This is a genomic window from Microbacterium sp. ZW3a (assembly GCF_057167165.1).
The window spans coordinates 644708-659916 of the sequence record NZ_CM169903.1; the positions used below are offsets into that span (position 1 = coordinate 644708).

General features: G+C 71.3%; 13 protein-coding genes. All 13 read left to right on the forward strand.

The features are described from left to right. The 13 genes from ACU6WY_RS03065 to mpaA2 all read left to right on the forward strand — a co-directional run bounded on the left by ACU6WY_RS03065 (position 1) and on the right by mpaA2 (position 15177). The gene (locus tag ACU6WY_RS03065) at positions 1–975 is read left to right on the forward strand and encodes a carbohydrate ABC transporter permease (RefSeq protein WP_483820995.1); all 975 of its coding nucleotides are present in this window, start codon (positions 1–3) and stop codon (positions 973–975) included. Then, positions 972–1799: a carbohydrate ABC transporter permease gene (locus ACU6WY_RS03070; protein ID WP_483820996.1), complete on the forward strand. Its 828-nt coding sequence runs from the start codon at positions 972–974 to the stop codon at positions 1797–1799. Before ACU6WY_RS03065 ends, ACU6WY_RS03070 begins: the two co-directional genes overlap by 4 nt. Before the next feature lie 2 nt (positions 1800–1801). Beyond that, on the forward strand, positions 1802–2869 hold the full coding sequence (locus ACU6WY_RS03075; RefSeq protein ID WP_483820997.1) for a glycoside hydrolase family 130 protein: 1068 nt from the start codon (positions 1802–1804) through the stop codon (positions 2867–2869). Between the two features lie 146 nt (positions 2870–3015). Further along, positions 3016–5082, forward strand: coding sequence for a hypothetical protein (locus ACU6WY_RS03080; protein WP_483820998.1), 2067 nt, complete (start codon positions 3016–3018; stop codon positions 5080–5082). A 127-nt stretch (positions 5083–5209) separates the two neighbouring features. Continuing rightward, the gene (locus ACU6WY_RS03085; protein ID WP_483820999.1) at positions 5210–6745 is read left to right on the forward strand and encodes an Ada metal-binding domain-containing protein; all 1536 of its coding nucleotides are present in this window, start codon (positions 5210–5212) and stop codon (positions 6743–6745) included. Continuing rightward, the gene (locus ACU6WY_RS03090; protein WP_483821000.1) at positions 6742–7239 is read left to right on the forward strand and encodes a methylated-DNA--[protein]-cysteine S-methyltransferase; all 498 of its coding nucleotides are present in this window, start codon (positions 6742–6744) and stop codon (positions 7237–7239) included. The genes ACU6WY_RS03085 and ACU6WY_RS03090 overlap by 4 nt, the downstream gene beginning before the upstream one ends. Before the next feature lie 161 nt (positions 7240–7400). After that, positions 7401–9314: an ABC transporter ATP-binding protein gene (locus ACU6WY_RS03095; protein ID WP_483821001.1), complete on the forward strand. Its 1914-nt coding sequence runs from the start codon at positions 7401–7403 to the stop codon at positions 9312–9314. After that, the gene (locus tag ACU6WY_RS03100; RefSeq protein WP_483821002.1) at positions 9311–11128 is read left to right on the forward strand and encodes an ABC transporter ATP-binding protein; all 1818 of its coding nucleotides are present in this window, start codon (positions 9311–9313) and stop codon (positions 11126–11128) included. The genes ACU6WY_RS03095 and ACU6WY_RS03100 overlap by 4 nt, the downstream gene beginning before the upstream one ends. A gap of 239 nt (positions 11129–11367) precedes the next feature. Continuing rightward, positions 11368–12387: a daptide biosynthesis RiPP recognition protein gene (mpaB, locus tag ACU6WY_RS03105; protein WP_483821003.1), complete on the forward strand. Its 1020-nt coding sequence runs from the start codon at positions 11368–11370 to the stop codon at positions 12385–12387. Then, positions 12384–13661: a daptide-type RiPP biosynthesis aminotransferase gene (gene mpaD / locus ACU6WY_RS03110; protein WP_483821004.1), complete on the forward strand. Its 1278-nt coding sequence runs from the start codon at positions 12384–12386 to the stop codon at positions 13659–13661. The genes mpaB and mpaD overlap by 4 nt, the downstream gene beginning before the upstream one ends. Then, the gene (locus tag ACU6WY_RS03115; RefSeq protein ID WP_483821005.1) at positions 13658–14869 is read left to right on the forward strand and encodes an iron-containing alcohol dehydrogenase; all 1212 of its coding nucleotides are present in this window, start codon (positions 13658–13660) and stop codon (positions 14867–14869) included. Before mpaD ends, ACU6WY_RS03115 begins: the two co-directional genes overlap by 4 nt. Beyond that, positions 14869–15006, forward strand: coding sequence for an MpaA1 family daptide-type RiPP (gene mpaA1 / locus ACU6WY_RS03120; RefSeq protein WP_483821006.1), 138 nt, complete (start codon positions 14869–14871; stop codon positions 15004–15006). Before ACU6WY_RS03115 ends, mpaA1 begins: the two co-directional genes overlap by 1 nt. Positions 15007–15048: 42 nt before the next feature. Further along, positions 15049–15177, forward strand: coding sequence for an MpaA2 family daptide-type RiPP (gene mpaA2, locus ACU6WY_RS03125; RefSeq protein WP_483821007.1), 129 nt, complete (start codon positions 15049–15051; stop codon positions 15175–15177). Positions 15178–15209: the final 32 nt, after the last annotated feature.

Sequence of the window (15209 nt, forward strand, 5' to 3'; positions counted from 1 at the left end):
ATGACCGTCGATCTCGCCGGCACGACCGGACGGACCGGGGGAGACCCCGGCCAGCCCGGTCGTGCCGGGAGAACGGGGGATGCCGGGAAGAAGCGGCGCCGCCCCTTCGGAGCGCAGCCGCTCGGCATCCTGTTCTCTGCGCCGTACCTGATCTTCGTCGGTGTCGTGTTCGCCTACCCCGTGATCTTCGCGGTGTGGATGTCGTTCCACGACTACTTCTTCACCGCCCCGGGGGCGCAGGTCGACCGGCCGTTCGTCGGGCTCGACAACTACGTCACCGCCCTCACCGATCCGGCCGTCTGGAGGTCGTTCGGCAACGTCGGCGTCTTCCTGCTCATCAACGTTCCGCTGACGGTGGTGCTCTCGATCGTTCTGGCCACGGCCCTGGACCGGGTGGTGCGCGCCCGCGCGTTCTTCCGCGTCGCGTTCTACGTGCCCTACGTCACGGCATCCGTCGCCGTGGTCGCCGTGTGGCTGTTCCTGTTCTCGAACACCGGGCTGATCAACAACGCCCTTGGCCCGCTCGCGCCGAGCCCGTCGTGGCTGGTCAACTCCGCTTTGGCGATGCCGACGATCGCGCTGTTCGTGACGTGGAAGGGGCTGGGGTTCTACATCCTCCTGTACCTCGCCGCGCTGCAGAACGTGCCGCGCGAGCTGAACGAATCGGTCGCCGTCGATGGCGGCGGGCGAATCCGTCAGTTCTTCGCGGTAACGGTGCCCGGGGTGCGCCCGGCGACGTTCCTCGTGGTGCTGCTCGCCACGATCACCGGCGCCAATCTCTTCACCGAGCCGTACCTGCTCACTAGCGGCGGCGGCCCCAACGGGGCGTCGACCTCGCCCGTGCTGCTGATCTACCAGAAGGGCATCGAGCAACAGAACCCCGACGTGGCCGCGGCCATCGGGGTGGTGCTCATGGTCTTCGTGCTGATCATCGCGGCACTGCAGCGCCGGTTCGTGGGGAGGGAGGAATCATGAGGACCAAGGTCGTGACCTACGGCGTGCTCACTCTCGGCGCCCTGGCGTTCCTGTTCCCCTTTTATTACATGGTCGTCGGGTCGCTGCAGACGAGCCCGGACACCTCGGTCGCCGGCGCATTCCCGAACCCCGGAAACCTCACGGTCGAGAACTACACCGCGATCGACGGCCGCATCAATCTGCTGCGGGGCCTGGTCAATTCGGGCATCTTCACCGGCGGCGTGATCCTCGGCACGATCGTGTTCGGCGTCCTCGCCGGCTATGCGCTCGCCGTGCTGCGGTGGCGCGGTCGCTCGGCGACCTTCGCGCTCGTGCTGCTCGTGCAGGTGATTCCGTTCCAGCTGCTGATGATTCCGCTGTACGTCATGATCGCCCGCGATTACGGCTTGGCCGACAGCTACCTCGGCATGATCCTGCCGTTCTTCATCAACTCCACCGCGGTCGTGATCTTCCGGCAGTACTTCTTGCAGCTGCCCAAGGAGCTGTTCGACGCCGCCCGCATCGATGGCGCAGGGGAGTTCCGGCTCCTCTCGAACGTCGCCCTGCCCCTGGTGCGGCCGGCGCTACTGACCGCAGTGCTGCTGACTTTCATCGGTCCGTGGAACGAGTTCCTGTGGCCGTTCCTCATCACGAAGGATGCCGCCATGCAGCCCCTCGCGGTGTCGCTGGCCAACTTCATCTCGACCATCGCGGCCTCCACCGCCAACCCCTTCGGCGCGATGATGGCCGGCGCCGTCGTGCTGGCTGCCCCCGCGGTAGCGCTGTTCCTGATCTTCCAGCGCTACTTCACCTCGAACGACCTCGGATCCGGAGTGAAAGGATGACAATGACCCCCGCATCCCCCGTCCCTTACCGCCTCACACGCCTCGGTGTGGTGATGACCCCCGAGCCCGGCAACGCCGACGAAGCCGAGGGCGTGCTCAACCCGGCCTCGGGGCGCGGCCCCGACGGCCAGCTGTACCTGCTGCCGCGCCTGGTGGCCGAGGGCAACGTCTCGCGCGTGGGCCTGGCCCGCGTCGTCGTCGAGGATGGCGTGCCCGTCTCGGTCGAGCGCGAGGGCGTCGTTCTGCAGCCCGACCGCGGGTGGGAGCGCGGCGCCGACAACGCCGGCACCGAGGACCCGCGCACGACGTGGATCGAGGCCCTCGGCCTGCACGTGATGACGTACGTGGCGTACGGTCCGCTCGGCCCGCGGACAGCCGTAGCTGTGTCGGACGACCTACGCGACTGGCGGCGGCTCGGGCCGGTGCTCTTCCGCTACCAGGACGACCTCGACATGGACCTCAACCTGTTCCACAACAAGGACACCGTGTTCTTCCCCGAACCGGTGACGGCGCCCGACGGTACCGAGGCCTTCGCTGTCCTTCACCGCCCCATGTGGGACCTCGGCGAGACCAAGCCCGGTCAGGGCGTGCGGCTGCCGGCCGGCATCGAGGACGCGCGGCAGTCCATCTGGATCAGCTACGTGCCCGTGGCATCCGTTCGGGAAGACCTGTCGAACCTCGCGCTGTGGGAGCAGCACCGGTTTGTCGCGGGTCCGGAATTCCCCTTCGAGGAGGTGAAGATCGGTGGCGGCCCGCCGCCCCTGCGCATCCCGGAGGGGTGGCTCGTGCTGCACCACGGCGTGACGGGCGTCATCGACAGCGCGTTCTCGCAGCAGCAGAAGGTCAACTACGCCGCGGGTGCCCTGATCCTGGATGCCGAAGACCCCAGCCGCGTGATCGCGCGGACGCCCGAGCCGCTCCTGGCTCCCGAGACCGACGACGAGCGCAGCGGCATCGTGCCCAACGTCGTCTTCCCGACCGCGATCGAGGAGATCGACGGCCGACACTTCGTGTTCTACGGCATGGCCGACTCGAAGATCGGCGTCGCCCTGCTCGAGCGGACCGACTGAGGCCCCCGCGCCGCGTCTGAGCCGGGAGGCTCGGGCACGCCGCGGTCACAACTCCTGCAGGATCGCCGCCGCATCTGCCGTTCGGCGGCCCCGAGGCGGTTCTGCAGGAGTTGTGCCCCCCACCCCCCCACGAAAGGAACCTCCCCATGAACGCACGATGGAGTGCGCGCGGCCTTGCCCTGCTCGGCGCAGTCGCCCTCGCGGTTCCGCTGAGCGCGGCGGCCCCGGCCACGGCGGCACCGGCACCGGCCCCGGCCCCGGCCTCGGCGGCCCCGGCACCGGCACCGGTGGCCCCGGCCCCGGCGGCCCCGGCCTCGGACACCGGTGCCGCGCGGCTGACGAACCTCGACCACCTCGACTTCCTGCTCGACGAGGCCACCCCGCCCGCCGACCTCGACGGTCACACGACCTACCGGCTCGCCGAGGACCCGACGCTCCTCGCCCCCTGGACGTACGCCGACGCCCGCGACGGCGGCACGTTCGAGCGCGTGGGCGGAGGCCCGCTCGACCCCGCGACCGGTGACTGGGGGCAGGGCGCCTACAATGCCGACGACACCACCCGTGCCGCGGTCGTCTACCTCCGGCACTGGCAGCAGACCGGCGACGCCGACAGCCGGCAGAAGGCGTACGAGCTGCTGCGCACGGTCGCCTATCACCAGACGACCGAGGGACCCGGCGCCGGGAACGTCGTGCTGTGGATGCAGCCCGACGGTGACCTCAACCCCTCGGCCGAGCCGGTCGAACTGCCCGACCCCTCGGACTCCGGCCCCAGCTACTGGCTCGCCCGCACGGTGTGGGCGCTCGGCGAGGGGTACGCGGCGTTCGTCGACGACGACCCCGACTTCGCCGCGTTCCTCAAGGAGCGCCTGGCCCTGTCGCGCGGCGCGATCGAGCGCGACGTGCTCTCGAAGTACGGACAGTACGTCGAGGCCGACGGCAAGAAGGTCCCCGCCTGGCTCATCGTCGACGGGGCGGATGCCACGGCCGAAGCGGTCCTCGGCCTCACCGCGGCCGTGCGCGCCGGTGACGACTCCTCGATCACCGCGGCGCGCCAGCTCGCCGAGGGCGTGGCCGCCATGGCATCCGGTTCCTCCCGCGAGTGGCCGTACGGCGCGGTGCTGCCGTGGGCGCAGTCGCCGGCCATGTGGCACGCGTGGGGCTCGCAGATGCCGGCCGCGCTCGCCGTGGCCGCCGACGTGCTCGACGACCCCGCGCTCGCCGAGCCCGCGATCGCCGACGCGACCGGATTCACGACGACGCTGCTGACGGCCGGAGGTCCCGACAACGGCTGGTTCCCGAGCCCCACCGACCGCGTGCAGATCGCCTACGGCGCGGACTCGCGCGTGCAGTCGCTCGTCGCCCTGGCCGATACGACCGGTTCTTCGGCGTTCGCCGAGCTCGCCGGGATGCAGGCGGCCTGGTTCTTCGGCGCGAACCACGCCGGCGCGCGGATGTATGACCCGACGACCGGCGTGACCTTCGACGGTCTGCAGTCCGACGGGACGGTCAACCGCAACAGCGGGGCCGAATCGACCATGCACGGCCTGCTGACCGCGCTCGCGCTCGACGCCCACCCCGACATCGCCGCACGGGCGACGGCACTGACCTCGATCGCGGACCGCGTCGGTCTGTCGTTCGTCGAAGCCGAGGATGCCACGGCCACCGACGGCACGGCGTCGACGCCGGCGTCGTGGACGGGGGAGTCCAGCTGGTCGGGCGACGCCCTGACACTCCGGCCCCGAGAGCGCGCGACCTGGGACATCGGCTCCGCGGACTCCCGGCGATGGGTGGAGCCGGTCGTCTTCACCGAGCCGGGGGAGACGTCCCTCTCGCACTGGCGGGGGAACGGCGCGCTGAAGGTCACCGGTCCCGCCCAGGGAATCTCGCCCACGGCGGGCGCACTGCTGCCGCACGCCCTGCGAGTCCCGGTCGCGGAGCACCGGAGCACGGTGGAGGTCACCGCGCAGCGCGGCGACCTCGTGCTCGACGGGCTGATCGTCCGGCCGTGGGTGTCCCGCCTCGTACTCGAGGGGGCCGACAGCCGGAGCGAGCTCGTGCACTCCAGCGCCCCGTCCGCGCAGCGGACCACCGTCTCGGGCGGAGGAACGGTGCGGGTGTACGACGCGGGCGGCGTGCTGCGACGCACGAGCGCTTTCGACGGCGAGACGACCGTGGTGCTCCCCGCGGGCGGATTCGCGATCGCGGAGCGCTGAATCTCGCCGGCCCCGGCCCCGGCCCCGCGCGGGTCGGGGCCGCACCGCGGGAGTAGCCTCGCGTCGCGGCATCCTCATGTCCGATTTCCGCCGGACAGTGTCGGTGGTCGGTGGCAGGGTGGATGCCATGACCACCCCCGTCACCGCGGCCCTGGGCTTTGACGAGCGCTATCGCGTCATTCAGTCGCGCGACCGGCGCTTCGACGGGCAGTTCGTCACCGCGGTGCGTTCCACCGGCATCTACTGCCGACCGAGCTGCCCGGCCCGCACGCCGAAAGAGGCGAACGTCACGTTCTACGCCACGTCGGCGGCGGCGCACGAGGCGGGCTACCGCGCGTGTAAGCGGTGTCTTCCCGAGGCGGCTCCGGGGTCGCCCGCGTGGGACCTCCGCGGCGACGTCGCGGCGCGCGCGATGCGGCTCATCGCCGACGGCGTGGTCGATCGCGAGGGAGTACCGGGGCTGGCGCGGCGACTGGGCTACTCCTCGCGCCATCTCGGGAGATTGCTCACCGCCGAGCTCGGCGCCGGGCCGCTGGCCCTGGCCCGCGCGCAGCGCGCGCACACCGCCCGCGCGCTGCTCGTCGGCACCGACCTCTCCTCGACCGACGTGGCCTTCTCGTCGGGGTTCTCCAGCGTCCGCCAGTTCACCGAGACCATCGGCGAGGTCTTCGGTCTGTCGCCCACGGCGCTCCGGGCCCGCCGCTCGCGGGCTGCCGGGGCCGTTCCCGTCGGCGAGATCGACCTGGCGCTCCCCGTCCGCGGCCCGATCGACACGGTCGGACTCTTCGGGTGGATGCGCGCGCACGCCATCCCCGGCGTCGAAGTGGGCGGCGAGGCGTCGTTCGCGCGCGTCGTGCGGCTACCGGGCGGCCCCGCATGGTTCGAGGTCCGGTGCGGCGCAGACGCCCGGCTGCGCCTGCGTGCGCGGCTCACCGCCCTCGGCGACCTCGGCACGCTCATCGCGCGGGTCCGCCGCCTGTTCGACCTGGATGCCGATCCCCTCGCGGTCGACGACGCCCTGTCGCGGCATCCCGAGTTCGCGTCGGCGGTTGCCGCGATCCCGGGCGTGCGGGTGCCTGGGGCGATGGATGCCGACGAGATGCTGTTGCGGGCGATGATCGGGCAGCAGATCAGTGTCGCCTCGGCGCGCACGATGCAGGGGCGCCTCTCGGCCGAGCTGGGGGAGCGCACCGAGGTGGGCGGCCACACGATGACGCTCTTCCCCGAGCCGGCCGTGATCGCCGAACGGGGTTTCGACGTGCTGCGCGGACCCGAGGCGCGCCGCCGCGCGATCGTTCTCACCGCGGGCGCGCTCGCCGACGGCTCGCTCGCGATCGGCCCCGGCGACGACGGTGCCGAGCAGCGCGCGCGGCTCCTTTCGCTGCGGGGGATCGGTCCGTGGACCGCCGACTACGTCCGTATGCGCGTGCTGGGCGACCCCGACGTGCTCCTCCCCGGCGACGTCGCCGCGCGCGCCGGTGCCGCGGCCCTGGGGCTGCCCTCCGATCCGGCGGGGTTCACCGCCTGGTCCGACCGGCTGGCGCCGTGGCGCAGCTACGCGATGGCCCACTACTGGTACGCCGCGCCGGTGACCCAGGCGTGGCGCGCTCCCGTCGCCCCCGACTCCGTTGTCTCTCCCACAGAAAGCGAAACCGCCCCGTGACCACCGCGACCCTGCAGTTCCTCGATACTCCCGACGGCCCCTTCGCCATCCTCGCCGACGACGCCGATCGCGTGCTCGTCGCAGGCTGGACCGACGACACGGATGCCGTGCTCGCGCGCCTGCGTCCGGCCCACCGCCCCGTCACCGTAGTCACGGGCGAGACTGGCGCTGCCGAGGCCGTCCGCGCGTACTACGGCGGCGACATCGCCGCGATCGATGCCGTCGAGGTCGCACAGTTCGGCACCCCGTTGCAGCGCGCGGGGTGGGAGGCCCTGCGCGGCATCCGTCCGGGGGAGCCTCTCACCTACACCGGTTTCGCCGCGGCGCTCGGTTCTCCCTCGGCGGTGCGCGCGGCGGCATCCATCTGCGCGCGGAACGCGCCGGCACTGTTCGTCCCGTGCCATCGGGTTCTCCGCGGTGACGGCACGATGGGCGGGTTTGCCTGGGGCGTCGAGGTCAAGCGTCGATTGCTCGAGCGCGAGGCCCGGGGCTGAGCTCCTCTTGCCCGGCGTGAGGTGTCGGGGATAGTCTGGAGGGCTCTCGGTCGCCCGTCGACCGTCTCCCCTTTCCCCCAGGTCGCGTCCGGTGCTCCCGTCGGTGCGCCTCGGTTTTCCCGCGCCCGATCCCGGCGCCCGCTTTCGACCTCACGAGGATCATGACCGCCGCACCGCATACTCCCCACCTGTCGACCGCGCGCTCGCTCGCGCGGCTGCTCCCGATCGCGCGCCCCGTCCTCCCGCGTTTGGCTCTCGGTGCCGTCAGCGCCCTCGGCGCGAGCCTGCTCGCCCTGGCGATCCCGCTCGTTCTCGAGCAGATCGTCGCGGGGCCCATCGCCTCGGGTGAGTACGGCGCGCTCGTCTGGGGATCCCTGGCGATCCTGGGGCTGGGTCTCGCCGAGGCGGCGATGGTGTGGCTGCGCCGGTGGTTCGTGCTCGCCCCCGCGACCAAGGTCGAGTACGACCTGCGGCAGTCGTTCTACTCGCGCCTGCAGCGCCTTCCGGTGGCCTTCCACGACCGGTGGCAGTCGGGACAGCTGCTCTCGCGCATGATGCAAGACATCAGCATGCTGCGCCGCTGGCTCGCGTTCGGTCTGATCCTGCTGATCGTCAACGTGCTGACGATCGTCATCGGCGCGGTCCTGCTGTTCCGCTGGCACTGGCTGCTGGGGGCCCTGTTCCTCATCGTGTCGGCGCCGCTGTGGTACGCCGGGTACCGGTTCGAGAAGCGGTACGGCTCGCTCGCGCGGCAGAGCCAAGACCAGGCGGGCGACCTGGCGACCTCGGTCGAAGAGAGTGTGCACGGCATCCGTGTGCTCAAGGCCTTCGGACGCGGCACGCACGCGCTGCAGAAGTTCACGCGCCAGGCCGAATCGCTGCGCGAGACCGAGCTCGGTAAGGCGCGGGCGATCGGCTGGATCTGGTTCTGGCTCGTCCTGCTGCCCGACATCGCGTTCGCGGTGTGCCTGGGCGCCGGCATCGTGCTCACGCAGCTCGGACAGCTGCAGGTGGCCGAACTCGTGGCGTTCTTCGCGATGGCGACCGTGTTGCGCTGGCCGATGGAGTCGATCGGGTTCCTGTTCTCGTTCCTTCTCGACGCGCGCACCGCGACCGACCGCATCTTCGAGGTCTTCGACGAGCAGAACACCATCGTCGACCCGGAGGAGCCGCGCTCGATCGCGCGTCCCCGGGGCGAGCTGGTGTTCGAGGGCGTGCACTTCCGGTATCAGGATGCCGCCGACACCGAGCGAGATCTGCTCGACGGTGTCGACCTGAGCCTGCGCCCGGGCGAGACCATGGCGCTCGTGGGGCTGACCGGGTCGGGCAAGACCACGCTCACGACCCTGCCAGGACGCCTGTACGACGTCACGGGCGGCCGCGTGCTGCTGGACGGCGTCGACGTGCGCGAGCTGCGCCTGTCAGAGCTGCGGCGGCACGTCGGGATGGCGTTCGAAGACGCGACGCTCTTCTCGCAGACCGTGCGAGAGAACGTGCTGCTCGGGCGCGAAGACCTCGTGGCCGGCTCGCCCGAGGCCGAGGCGCTGTTGCGCGAGGCCCTCGAGGTGGCGCAGGCGCACTTCGTGCACGACCTGCCCGACGGGCTCGACACCGTCATCGGCGAAGAGGGGCTCAGCCTCTCGGGCGGTCAGCGCCAGCGTCTCGCGCTCGCGCGCGCGGTCGCGGCCCGGCCGGCGGTGCTCGTGCTCGACGACCCGCTGTCGGCCCTCGACGTCGACACCGAAGCGCTCGTCGAAGACGCGCTGCGCGACGTGCTGAGCGAGACCACCGCGCTGGTGGTGGCCCACCGTCCCTCGACGGTAACGCTCGCCGACCGCGTGGCCCTGCTCGAGGACGGGCGCGTCGTCGCCGTCGGCACGCACTCCGACCTGCTGCGCGAGAGCACGGCTTACCGCCACGTGATCTCCAGCCTGGAAGAAGCCGAGCGCGAGGCGCAGACCGGTGCGATCCCCGTCGTCCGCGCGAGCGCGGGGCTCACGGCATCCGATGAGCTCCCGGCGAACGACGGCGACCTCTCCGACGAACCGAGCTCCGCGAAGGAGGCACGCCGATGAGCGAGACCACCGTCACCGGGACCAGCGGCGAAGACCGCTCCGACTACACGCGCGACGAGAGCCGCGCGATCCGCCAGCGCTCGCTGCGACTGCTCGGGTCGCTCGTCTCGCCGCTGCGCGGCCACCTCGTGCTCGCCGCGGCGGTGCTCGTCGTCTCGACGGCGCTGCGCGTGGCCGGGCCGGCCCTCATCGCCTTCGGTATCGACAACGCTCTGCCCGCGGTGATCGAGAACAACGACTGGATGCCGACCATCCTCGTCGTCGCGGTCTACCTCGCGGCCGGCATCGGCGGTGCCGTGCTGATCGGGTGGTACGTCGTGGTGGCCGCGCGCCTCACCCAGGCGGTCATGCTCGACCTGCGCAAGCGCATCTTCCTCCACACCCAGCGCCTGAGCCTGGAGTTCCACGAGTCGTACACGTCGGGCCGTATCATCTCGCGGCAGACGAGCGACCTCGACACGATCCGTGAGCTCCTCGACGGTGGGCTCAACGAGCTGGTCTCGGGCGTGCTCTACGGTCTGTTCACTCTCGGCGCCCTGTTCCTCATCGACTGGCAGTCGGGGCTCGTCCTGACCGTCATGGGGATCCCGCTGTTCCTGCTCATGCGCTGGTTCTACGGCCGCTCACAGGCGATCTACCGCGAGTCGCGGGTGATCAGCGCGCAGGTGATCGTGAAGTTCGTCGAGACGATGACCGGTATCCGCGCCGTGAAGGCCTTCCGCAAGGAACCGCGGAACGACGAGGAGTTCGGCGACCTCGCGGGCCAGTATCGCGACGTGAACATGCGCTCGATCCGCCTGTTCGGCACGTTCGAGCCGGGCCTGATGGCCGTGGCATCCGTCTCGGTGGCCCTCGTGCTGCTGTGGGGCGGCGCCCGCGTGGTCGACGGAGCGCTCGAGATCGGTGTGCTCGCGGCGGCCGTGCTGTACGTGCGGAACTTCTTCGCCCCGCTGCAGGAGGTGGCGTTCTTCCTCAACTCGTACCAGTCGGCGACGGCCGCGCTCGAGAAGGTCTCGGGCGTGCTGGAAGAGGAGCCGACGGTCCCCGATCCGACCGACCCGGTCGACCTGTGGACCGCTCGCGGTCACGTGCGCTTCGACGAGGTGACGTTCGGGTACGCCGACGACCGCGTCATCCTGCCGCACTTCTCGCTCGACATCCCGGCGGGGCAGACGATCGCGCTCGTGGGCACGACCGGCGCCGGCAAGTCGACGCTCGCCAAGCTCGTGTCACGGTTCTACGACCCCACGAAGGGCGCGGTAACGCTCGACGACGTCGACCTGCGCCGACTGCACCCGAAAGACCTCCGCCGCGCGATCGTCATGGTGACGCAGGAGGCGTATTTGTTCAGCGGCACGGTCGCCGACAACATCGCCCTCGGAAAGCCCGACGCGACGATGGACGAGATCCGTGCGGCAGCCCGCGCCGTGGGCGCGGAGAGCTTCATCGAGAAGCTCCCCGACGGGTACGAGACCGACGTGAACAAGCGCGGTGGGCGCGTGTCGGCGGGCCAGCGTCAGCTGATCTCGTTCGCGCGGGCGTTCCTCGCCAACCCGGCGGTGCTCATCCTCGACGAAGCAACCGCGTCGCTCGACATGCCGAGCGAGCGCCTCATTCAGGACGCCCTGCAGACGCTCCTGGCCGACCGCACGGCGATCATCATCGCGCACCGTCTGTCGACCGTCGCGATCGCCGACCGGGTGCTCGTCATGGAGCACGGCCGCATCATCGAGGACGACACCCCCGAGGCGCTCATCGCCGGCACCGGGAAGTTCGCGCAGCTGCACGCCTCGTGGCGGGAGTCGCTGGTCTGACCCGCACCCGGTGAGGAGAACGGATGCCACGGCCTCGGGGCCGTGGCATCCGTCCGTTCCACCGCCGAAAGTGACACCAGACGCCGGCGGTGGTGATCGCTCTCGAACACACGGGTGATTCGTCCCGCCGCCGCGCGGATGGTGCGGAACCGCACGTATACATTCTCTTCTGGGTCCCCTCCTGGAGAGGACCCCCGCGCTCCGGAAGTGCGCGGAGCAGTCAAGAAGGGGTGTCTACGGTGACCCGAGGGGCAGCGGATGCGCGTGACGCGCGCATCGTCGTGGAGTGGATCACGGGACGGCACGTGTCCTTCGAACGGGCGGTCTTCTGCTCCCGGGGCGCTTCCCTGGCAGCGACGGGCGCATCGCTCGGCACCAACGATGTCGTGTTCGCGCCGGCGGGCGCTCCCGTCGAGACGACGGCGCACGTCATCCGCTACGACGGCGACTTCGACGACATCGGCGACACCCTGCACGTGGCGGGGCACGCGGTCGAGCTCCAGCACTACGCCGCGGCCGCCTACATCGAGCTGGTCGGCCCCACCGCGATGCGTTTCCTCGATGCGGACGGCTGGCGGGCCTTCCTGGCCGACGCCGACCTTGCTCGCTCCGCCGGCGTCTTCACGTCGCCGATGACCGATGCCCGACTGCGCCTCGCCGACGCGGACGTTTTTCGCGAGCCGTTCGCGGAGCGCGTCCCGGCCTCGCTGCATCTCCACGCCGAGGGGCGGTTCACCGCCGGGGCACAAGGGGCAACGGTCGCCGACCACGATGTGAACGCACCGTTGCCCCGCTGGTCTGCGCTCTCCGGTGTGACCGAGGCAGGGCAGCTCGTGCCTGATCTCGCTTCCCGGCCTTGGCTCGGGCGGTCGCTCGGTGCAGCCGAACTGATCGGCCTGCTCGCGCGCGAAGACGACCCCATCGTGATCGACGGGTTCGGGTGGGCCGCGCTCGAGTCCGCGGAGGGCGACGTCGAGCCGCACTGCGACGACCCGTTTCTCGTGAAGACGTCGTCCGGCGTCCTCCTCGCCGACCTTCGCACCCGTCGGCGGCAGCGCCTCCCGACGGCTACCGTGGCCGTCGTTGCGGCTGTCCACAGGTCTGACGACCTTTCGCGCGCCGCCGAGCGTGCCTCCGCGGAGTTGGGAATCACCGTTGCGGACGGTGACCGGCTCTGTCGCGAGGCCGTCGAGCGCCTCGGCATCCGGCCGGGCGTTCCTGCCCCACCCGCCGACGCGTTCGTCGGGGGAGGGGCGTGAACGCCGTATGGCCCGCCCTGTCGCCGGTCGACGCCGACTTCGGCCCGAATCGTGTCGCGGTCGCCGCGCACGGGCACCACATCCGTTATGCCGACGGTTCCACGCGCCTGTGCGCGACAAGCGGACTGTGGAACGTGCCGTTGGGCTATGGGCACGAGGGCATCGCCGAGGCCGTCGCGGCAGCCTTGCGGGATGCGTCGTACCTGACGCTGTTTCGCGGGGTCCATCGTCCGGCACAGGATGCCGCCGACTCCCTGCTCGACCTCGCCGGGCGTCACGCCTTTGACCACGTGATCTTCTCGACGTCGGGCGGCGCGGCGAACGACGCGGCGATGAAGCTGGCGCGTCAGTACCAGATCGAGCGCGGGGAACCCACGCGTACGATCGTCGTCGGTCTGCGCGGGAGCTACCACGGCACGATGTACGGCAGTCACGCGCTGAGCGGCGACGCGCTCGCGCAGGGGGCGTATTTCCTCGACAGGCGGGCGGTGCGACACGTCGACCACACGGACGGCGGGGCGCAGTTTGCGTCCCTCGTGCAGCGTGGGGGGTCACGAATCGCTGCGGTCGTCCTGGAGCCGGTTCTCGGCACCGGAGGGTTCCCTCTCGATCCCGCCTTCGTCGAGGCCGTTCTCGATCTCCGTGACGAACACGGGTTCCTCGTCGTCGCCGATGAGGTCGCTACGGGGTTCGGTCGGACGGGGACGCTTTTCGCGTCGTCGATGTGGTCGCGGTCACCGGATGTCCTCATCCTCTCCAAAGCTTTGACCAACGGCGCCCTGGGCGCGGCGGCGCTTCTCATCGGTCCCCGCATCGCCTCGGAGTTCCGCCACCGCCGCGCGACGTTCGTCCACGGCGAGACGCAGGCGGGAGTGCCGGCGGTTGCGGCGGCCATCCTGACGGTGGCCGCGGAGTTCCGACCTGCCAGGACCGCCGAGGCCATCGAGGCGGTGGCGCGAGGCATCCGCGGGCTGGCCGACGGGCTGATCCGTGACGGGTTGGCGGTCGAGGTACGGGGACGAGGAGCCTTCCTCGCGCTCGCCCTCTCCGACCCGTCCCGTCCGTCCGGGCCCGCCGGATCGGTCGGGCACCGACTGCCCGCCGACCGGGTTGCGGGCGTCGTCCGGGCCATCGCCGACGCTGGTGCGGTCGTGCACCCCGGGCTCGACGGCATCCAGCTCATTCCCGCGTACGGGCTGGGCGCCCGCGACCTCGGCGACCTCGACACGGCCATCCGCGCCGGACTATCCCAGATCAGAGAGGGGGCGGCGTGAGCACCCCGGTTCGGCGAAGGCGGTCGATCCTCGTTACGGGATCGGCTGTCACGGGAGCGGTCTGCGCGGCGGTGACCTCCGGACGGCGGGCGGCCGCGGTGGTCGACGCGCGTCTCGCCGATCGCGCCGGCCACCTCGCCGGTGTCGACGTCGTCCTTCCCGTGGACGTGAATGCGGTGGATGCCACGATGGTCGCCCGGCTCAGCGAACGTCTGCGCGCCCACCGGGTCGATGTCGTGGTGGTGATCGGGGGCGGGAGCGCGATCGATGCGGCGACGGTCGCGGCGCTCGGTGTCGCCGCTCCGCGCACCCTGGAGTGGGCGCTCGACCGGGTCGGACGCTCCGCGCTCGTGATCCTCCCTGCCGAGGCGACCCCGGGTGTCGACGTGGTGGCCGTTCCGACGACCGTCGGTACCTCCGCCGAATCCAACGCCATCGCCATCGTGCGCACCGCGAGCGGCGCGAGCCTTGTGGTGGGAGAGGCGCTGCGTCCCCGCTACGCGGTTCTCGACGACGCGCACTACCGCTCGCTGCCCGCTCCCGGCGTGCGGTCCGGCTGTCTGGAGGCGGTGCTGCGGCTCGCCGGTGCGAGTACCGCGTCCCGGGCCCATCCGCGCGCGACGGCGCACGCCGTCGCCCTGGCACGCGCCCTGATCACCCTCGGCGACGGGCCCCTCACCGACGCGGCGCGCCTGCGCATCGCGCGGTGCAGCGCGGCCACGCAGCGCAGCGCCGCGCTCCGCGGGCGCGCGCCCTTCAGCCCCCGCCACTGGTACCTCGCCCACGAGGTGTCCTTCGTCGCCCGAACGACGAAGATGCACGCCACGGCTTCGGTCGTCGGGCGCGTATGGCAGCGCATCGAAGACGGGGACACCCGCTGGGGGTCCCTCGAGCCGCTGGAGGCGTTCTGGCGCGAGGTGGTCCGCGGCACGCGGCTCCCGGTGGCGCCAGCGGCCGGCATCGATGCGCTGATCGCGCGGTGGGAGCTGCCGCTCGCGCCGGAGCCGGACACGGTCGCTCTGGCGGCCATGGCCGGCCGGGTGGAGCGGCGGTGGGGCGGTCGAGGACCGGCGCTGCCGGGACTGGCCGCTCCGGACGTGTGCGACGTGCTGGAAGGAGCGCGATGGGATCCGCCGCGATCGCGAGGCGCCGCGACGTCCCTCCGCGTGCCGGCGAGCACCGACGAGACGAGGGGAGGTGATGAGTGATGACGTCTTCCGCTGTTGTGCCGCACCTGCACTTCGAGGAACTCGACGAGATGGAGACGCCGAGCTGGGAGAGCTTCTACATCGGCGTGCTGAGCGGGTTGACCGCGGTCGCGATCGGCGCCGCGATCGCGACGTGATTCGGCTGTCCGATCGTCCGAACGAGCATGCGAGGAGGTGACATGCACACAACGTCCACGCTCGACTTCGTCGAGCTCGATCTGCTGGAGGCGCCGGACGACGGGTGGGACTGGCTCCGCGGCTTCGGCTATGGGGTCGCGATCGGTCTCATCGCGCTGTCCGCCACGTGAGTTTTCCCACCGGCGCCGCGCTCGCGGCATCC

Excerpts from the sequence above, each read along its gene's own strand:
- ACU6WY_RS03075 (WP_483820997.1), top strand. The coding sequence starts at position 1,802 with ATGACCCCCGCATCCCCCGTCCCTTACCGCCTCACACGCCTCGGTGTG.
- ACU6WY_RS03080 (WP_483820998.1), top strand. The coding sequence starts at position 3,016 with ATGAACGCACGATGGAGTGCGCGCGGCCTTGCCCTGCTCGGCGCAGTC.
- mpaA1 (WP_483821006.1), top strand. The coding sequence starts at position 14,869 with ATGACGTCTTCCGCTGTTGTGCCGCACCTGCACTTCGAGGAACTCGAC.
- ACU6WY_RS03065 (WP_483820995.1), top strand. The coding sequence starts at position 1 with ATGACCGTCGATCTCGCCGGCACGACCGGACGGACCGGGGGAGACCCC.
- ACU6WY_RS03095 (WP_483821001.1), top strand. The coding sequence starts at position 7,401 with ATGACCGCCGCACCGCATACTCCCCACCTGTCGACCGCGCGCTCGCTC.
- ACU6WY_RS03070 (WP_483820996.1), top strand. The coding sequence starts at position 972 with ATGAGGACCAAGGTCGTGACCTACGGCGTGCTCACTCTCGGCGCCCTG.
- ACU6WY_RS03085 (WP_483820999.1), top strand. The coding sequence starts at position 5,210 with ATGACCACCCCCGTCACCGCGGCCCTGGGCTTTGACGAGCGCTATCGC.
- mpaA2 (WP_483821007.1), top strand. The coding sequence starts at position 15,049 with ATGCACACAACGTCCACGCTCGACTTCGTCGAGCTCGATCTGCTGGAG.
- ACU6WY_RS03100 (WP_483821002.1), top strand. The coding sequence starts at position 9,311 with ATGAGCGAGACCACCGTCACCGGGACCAGCGGCGAAGACCGCTCCGAC.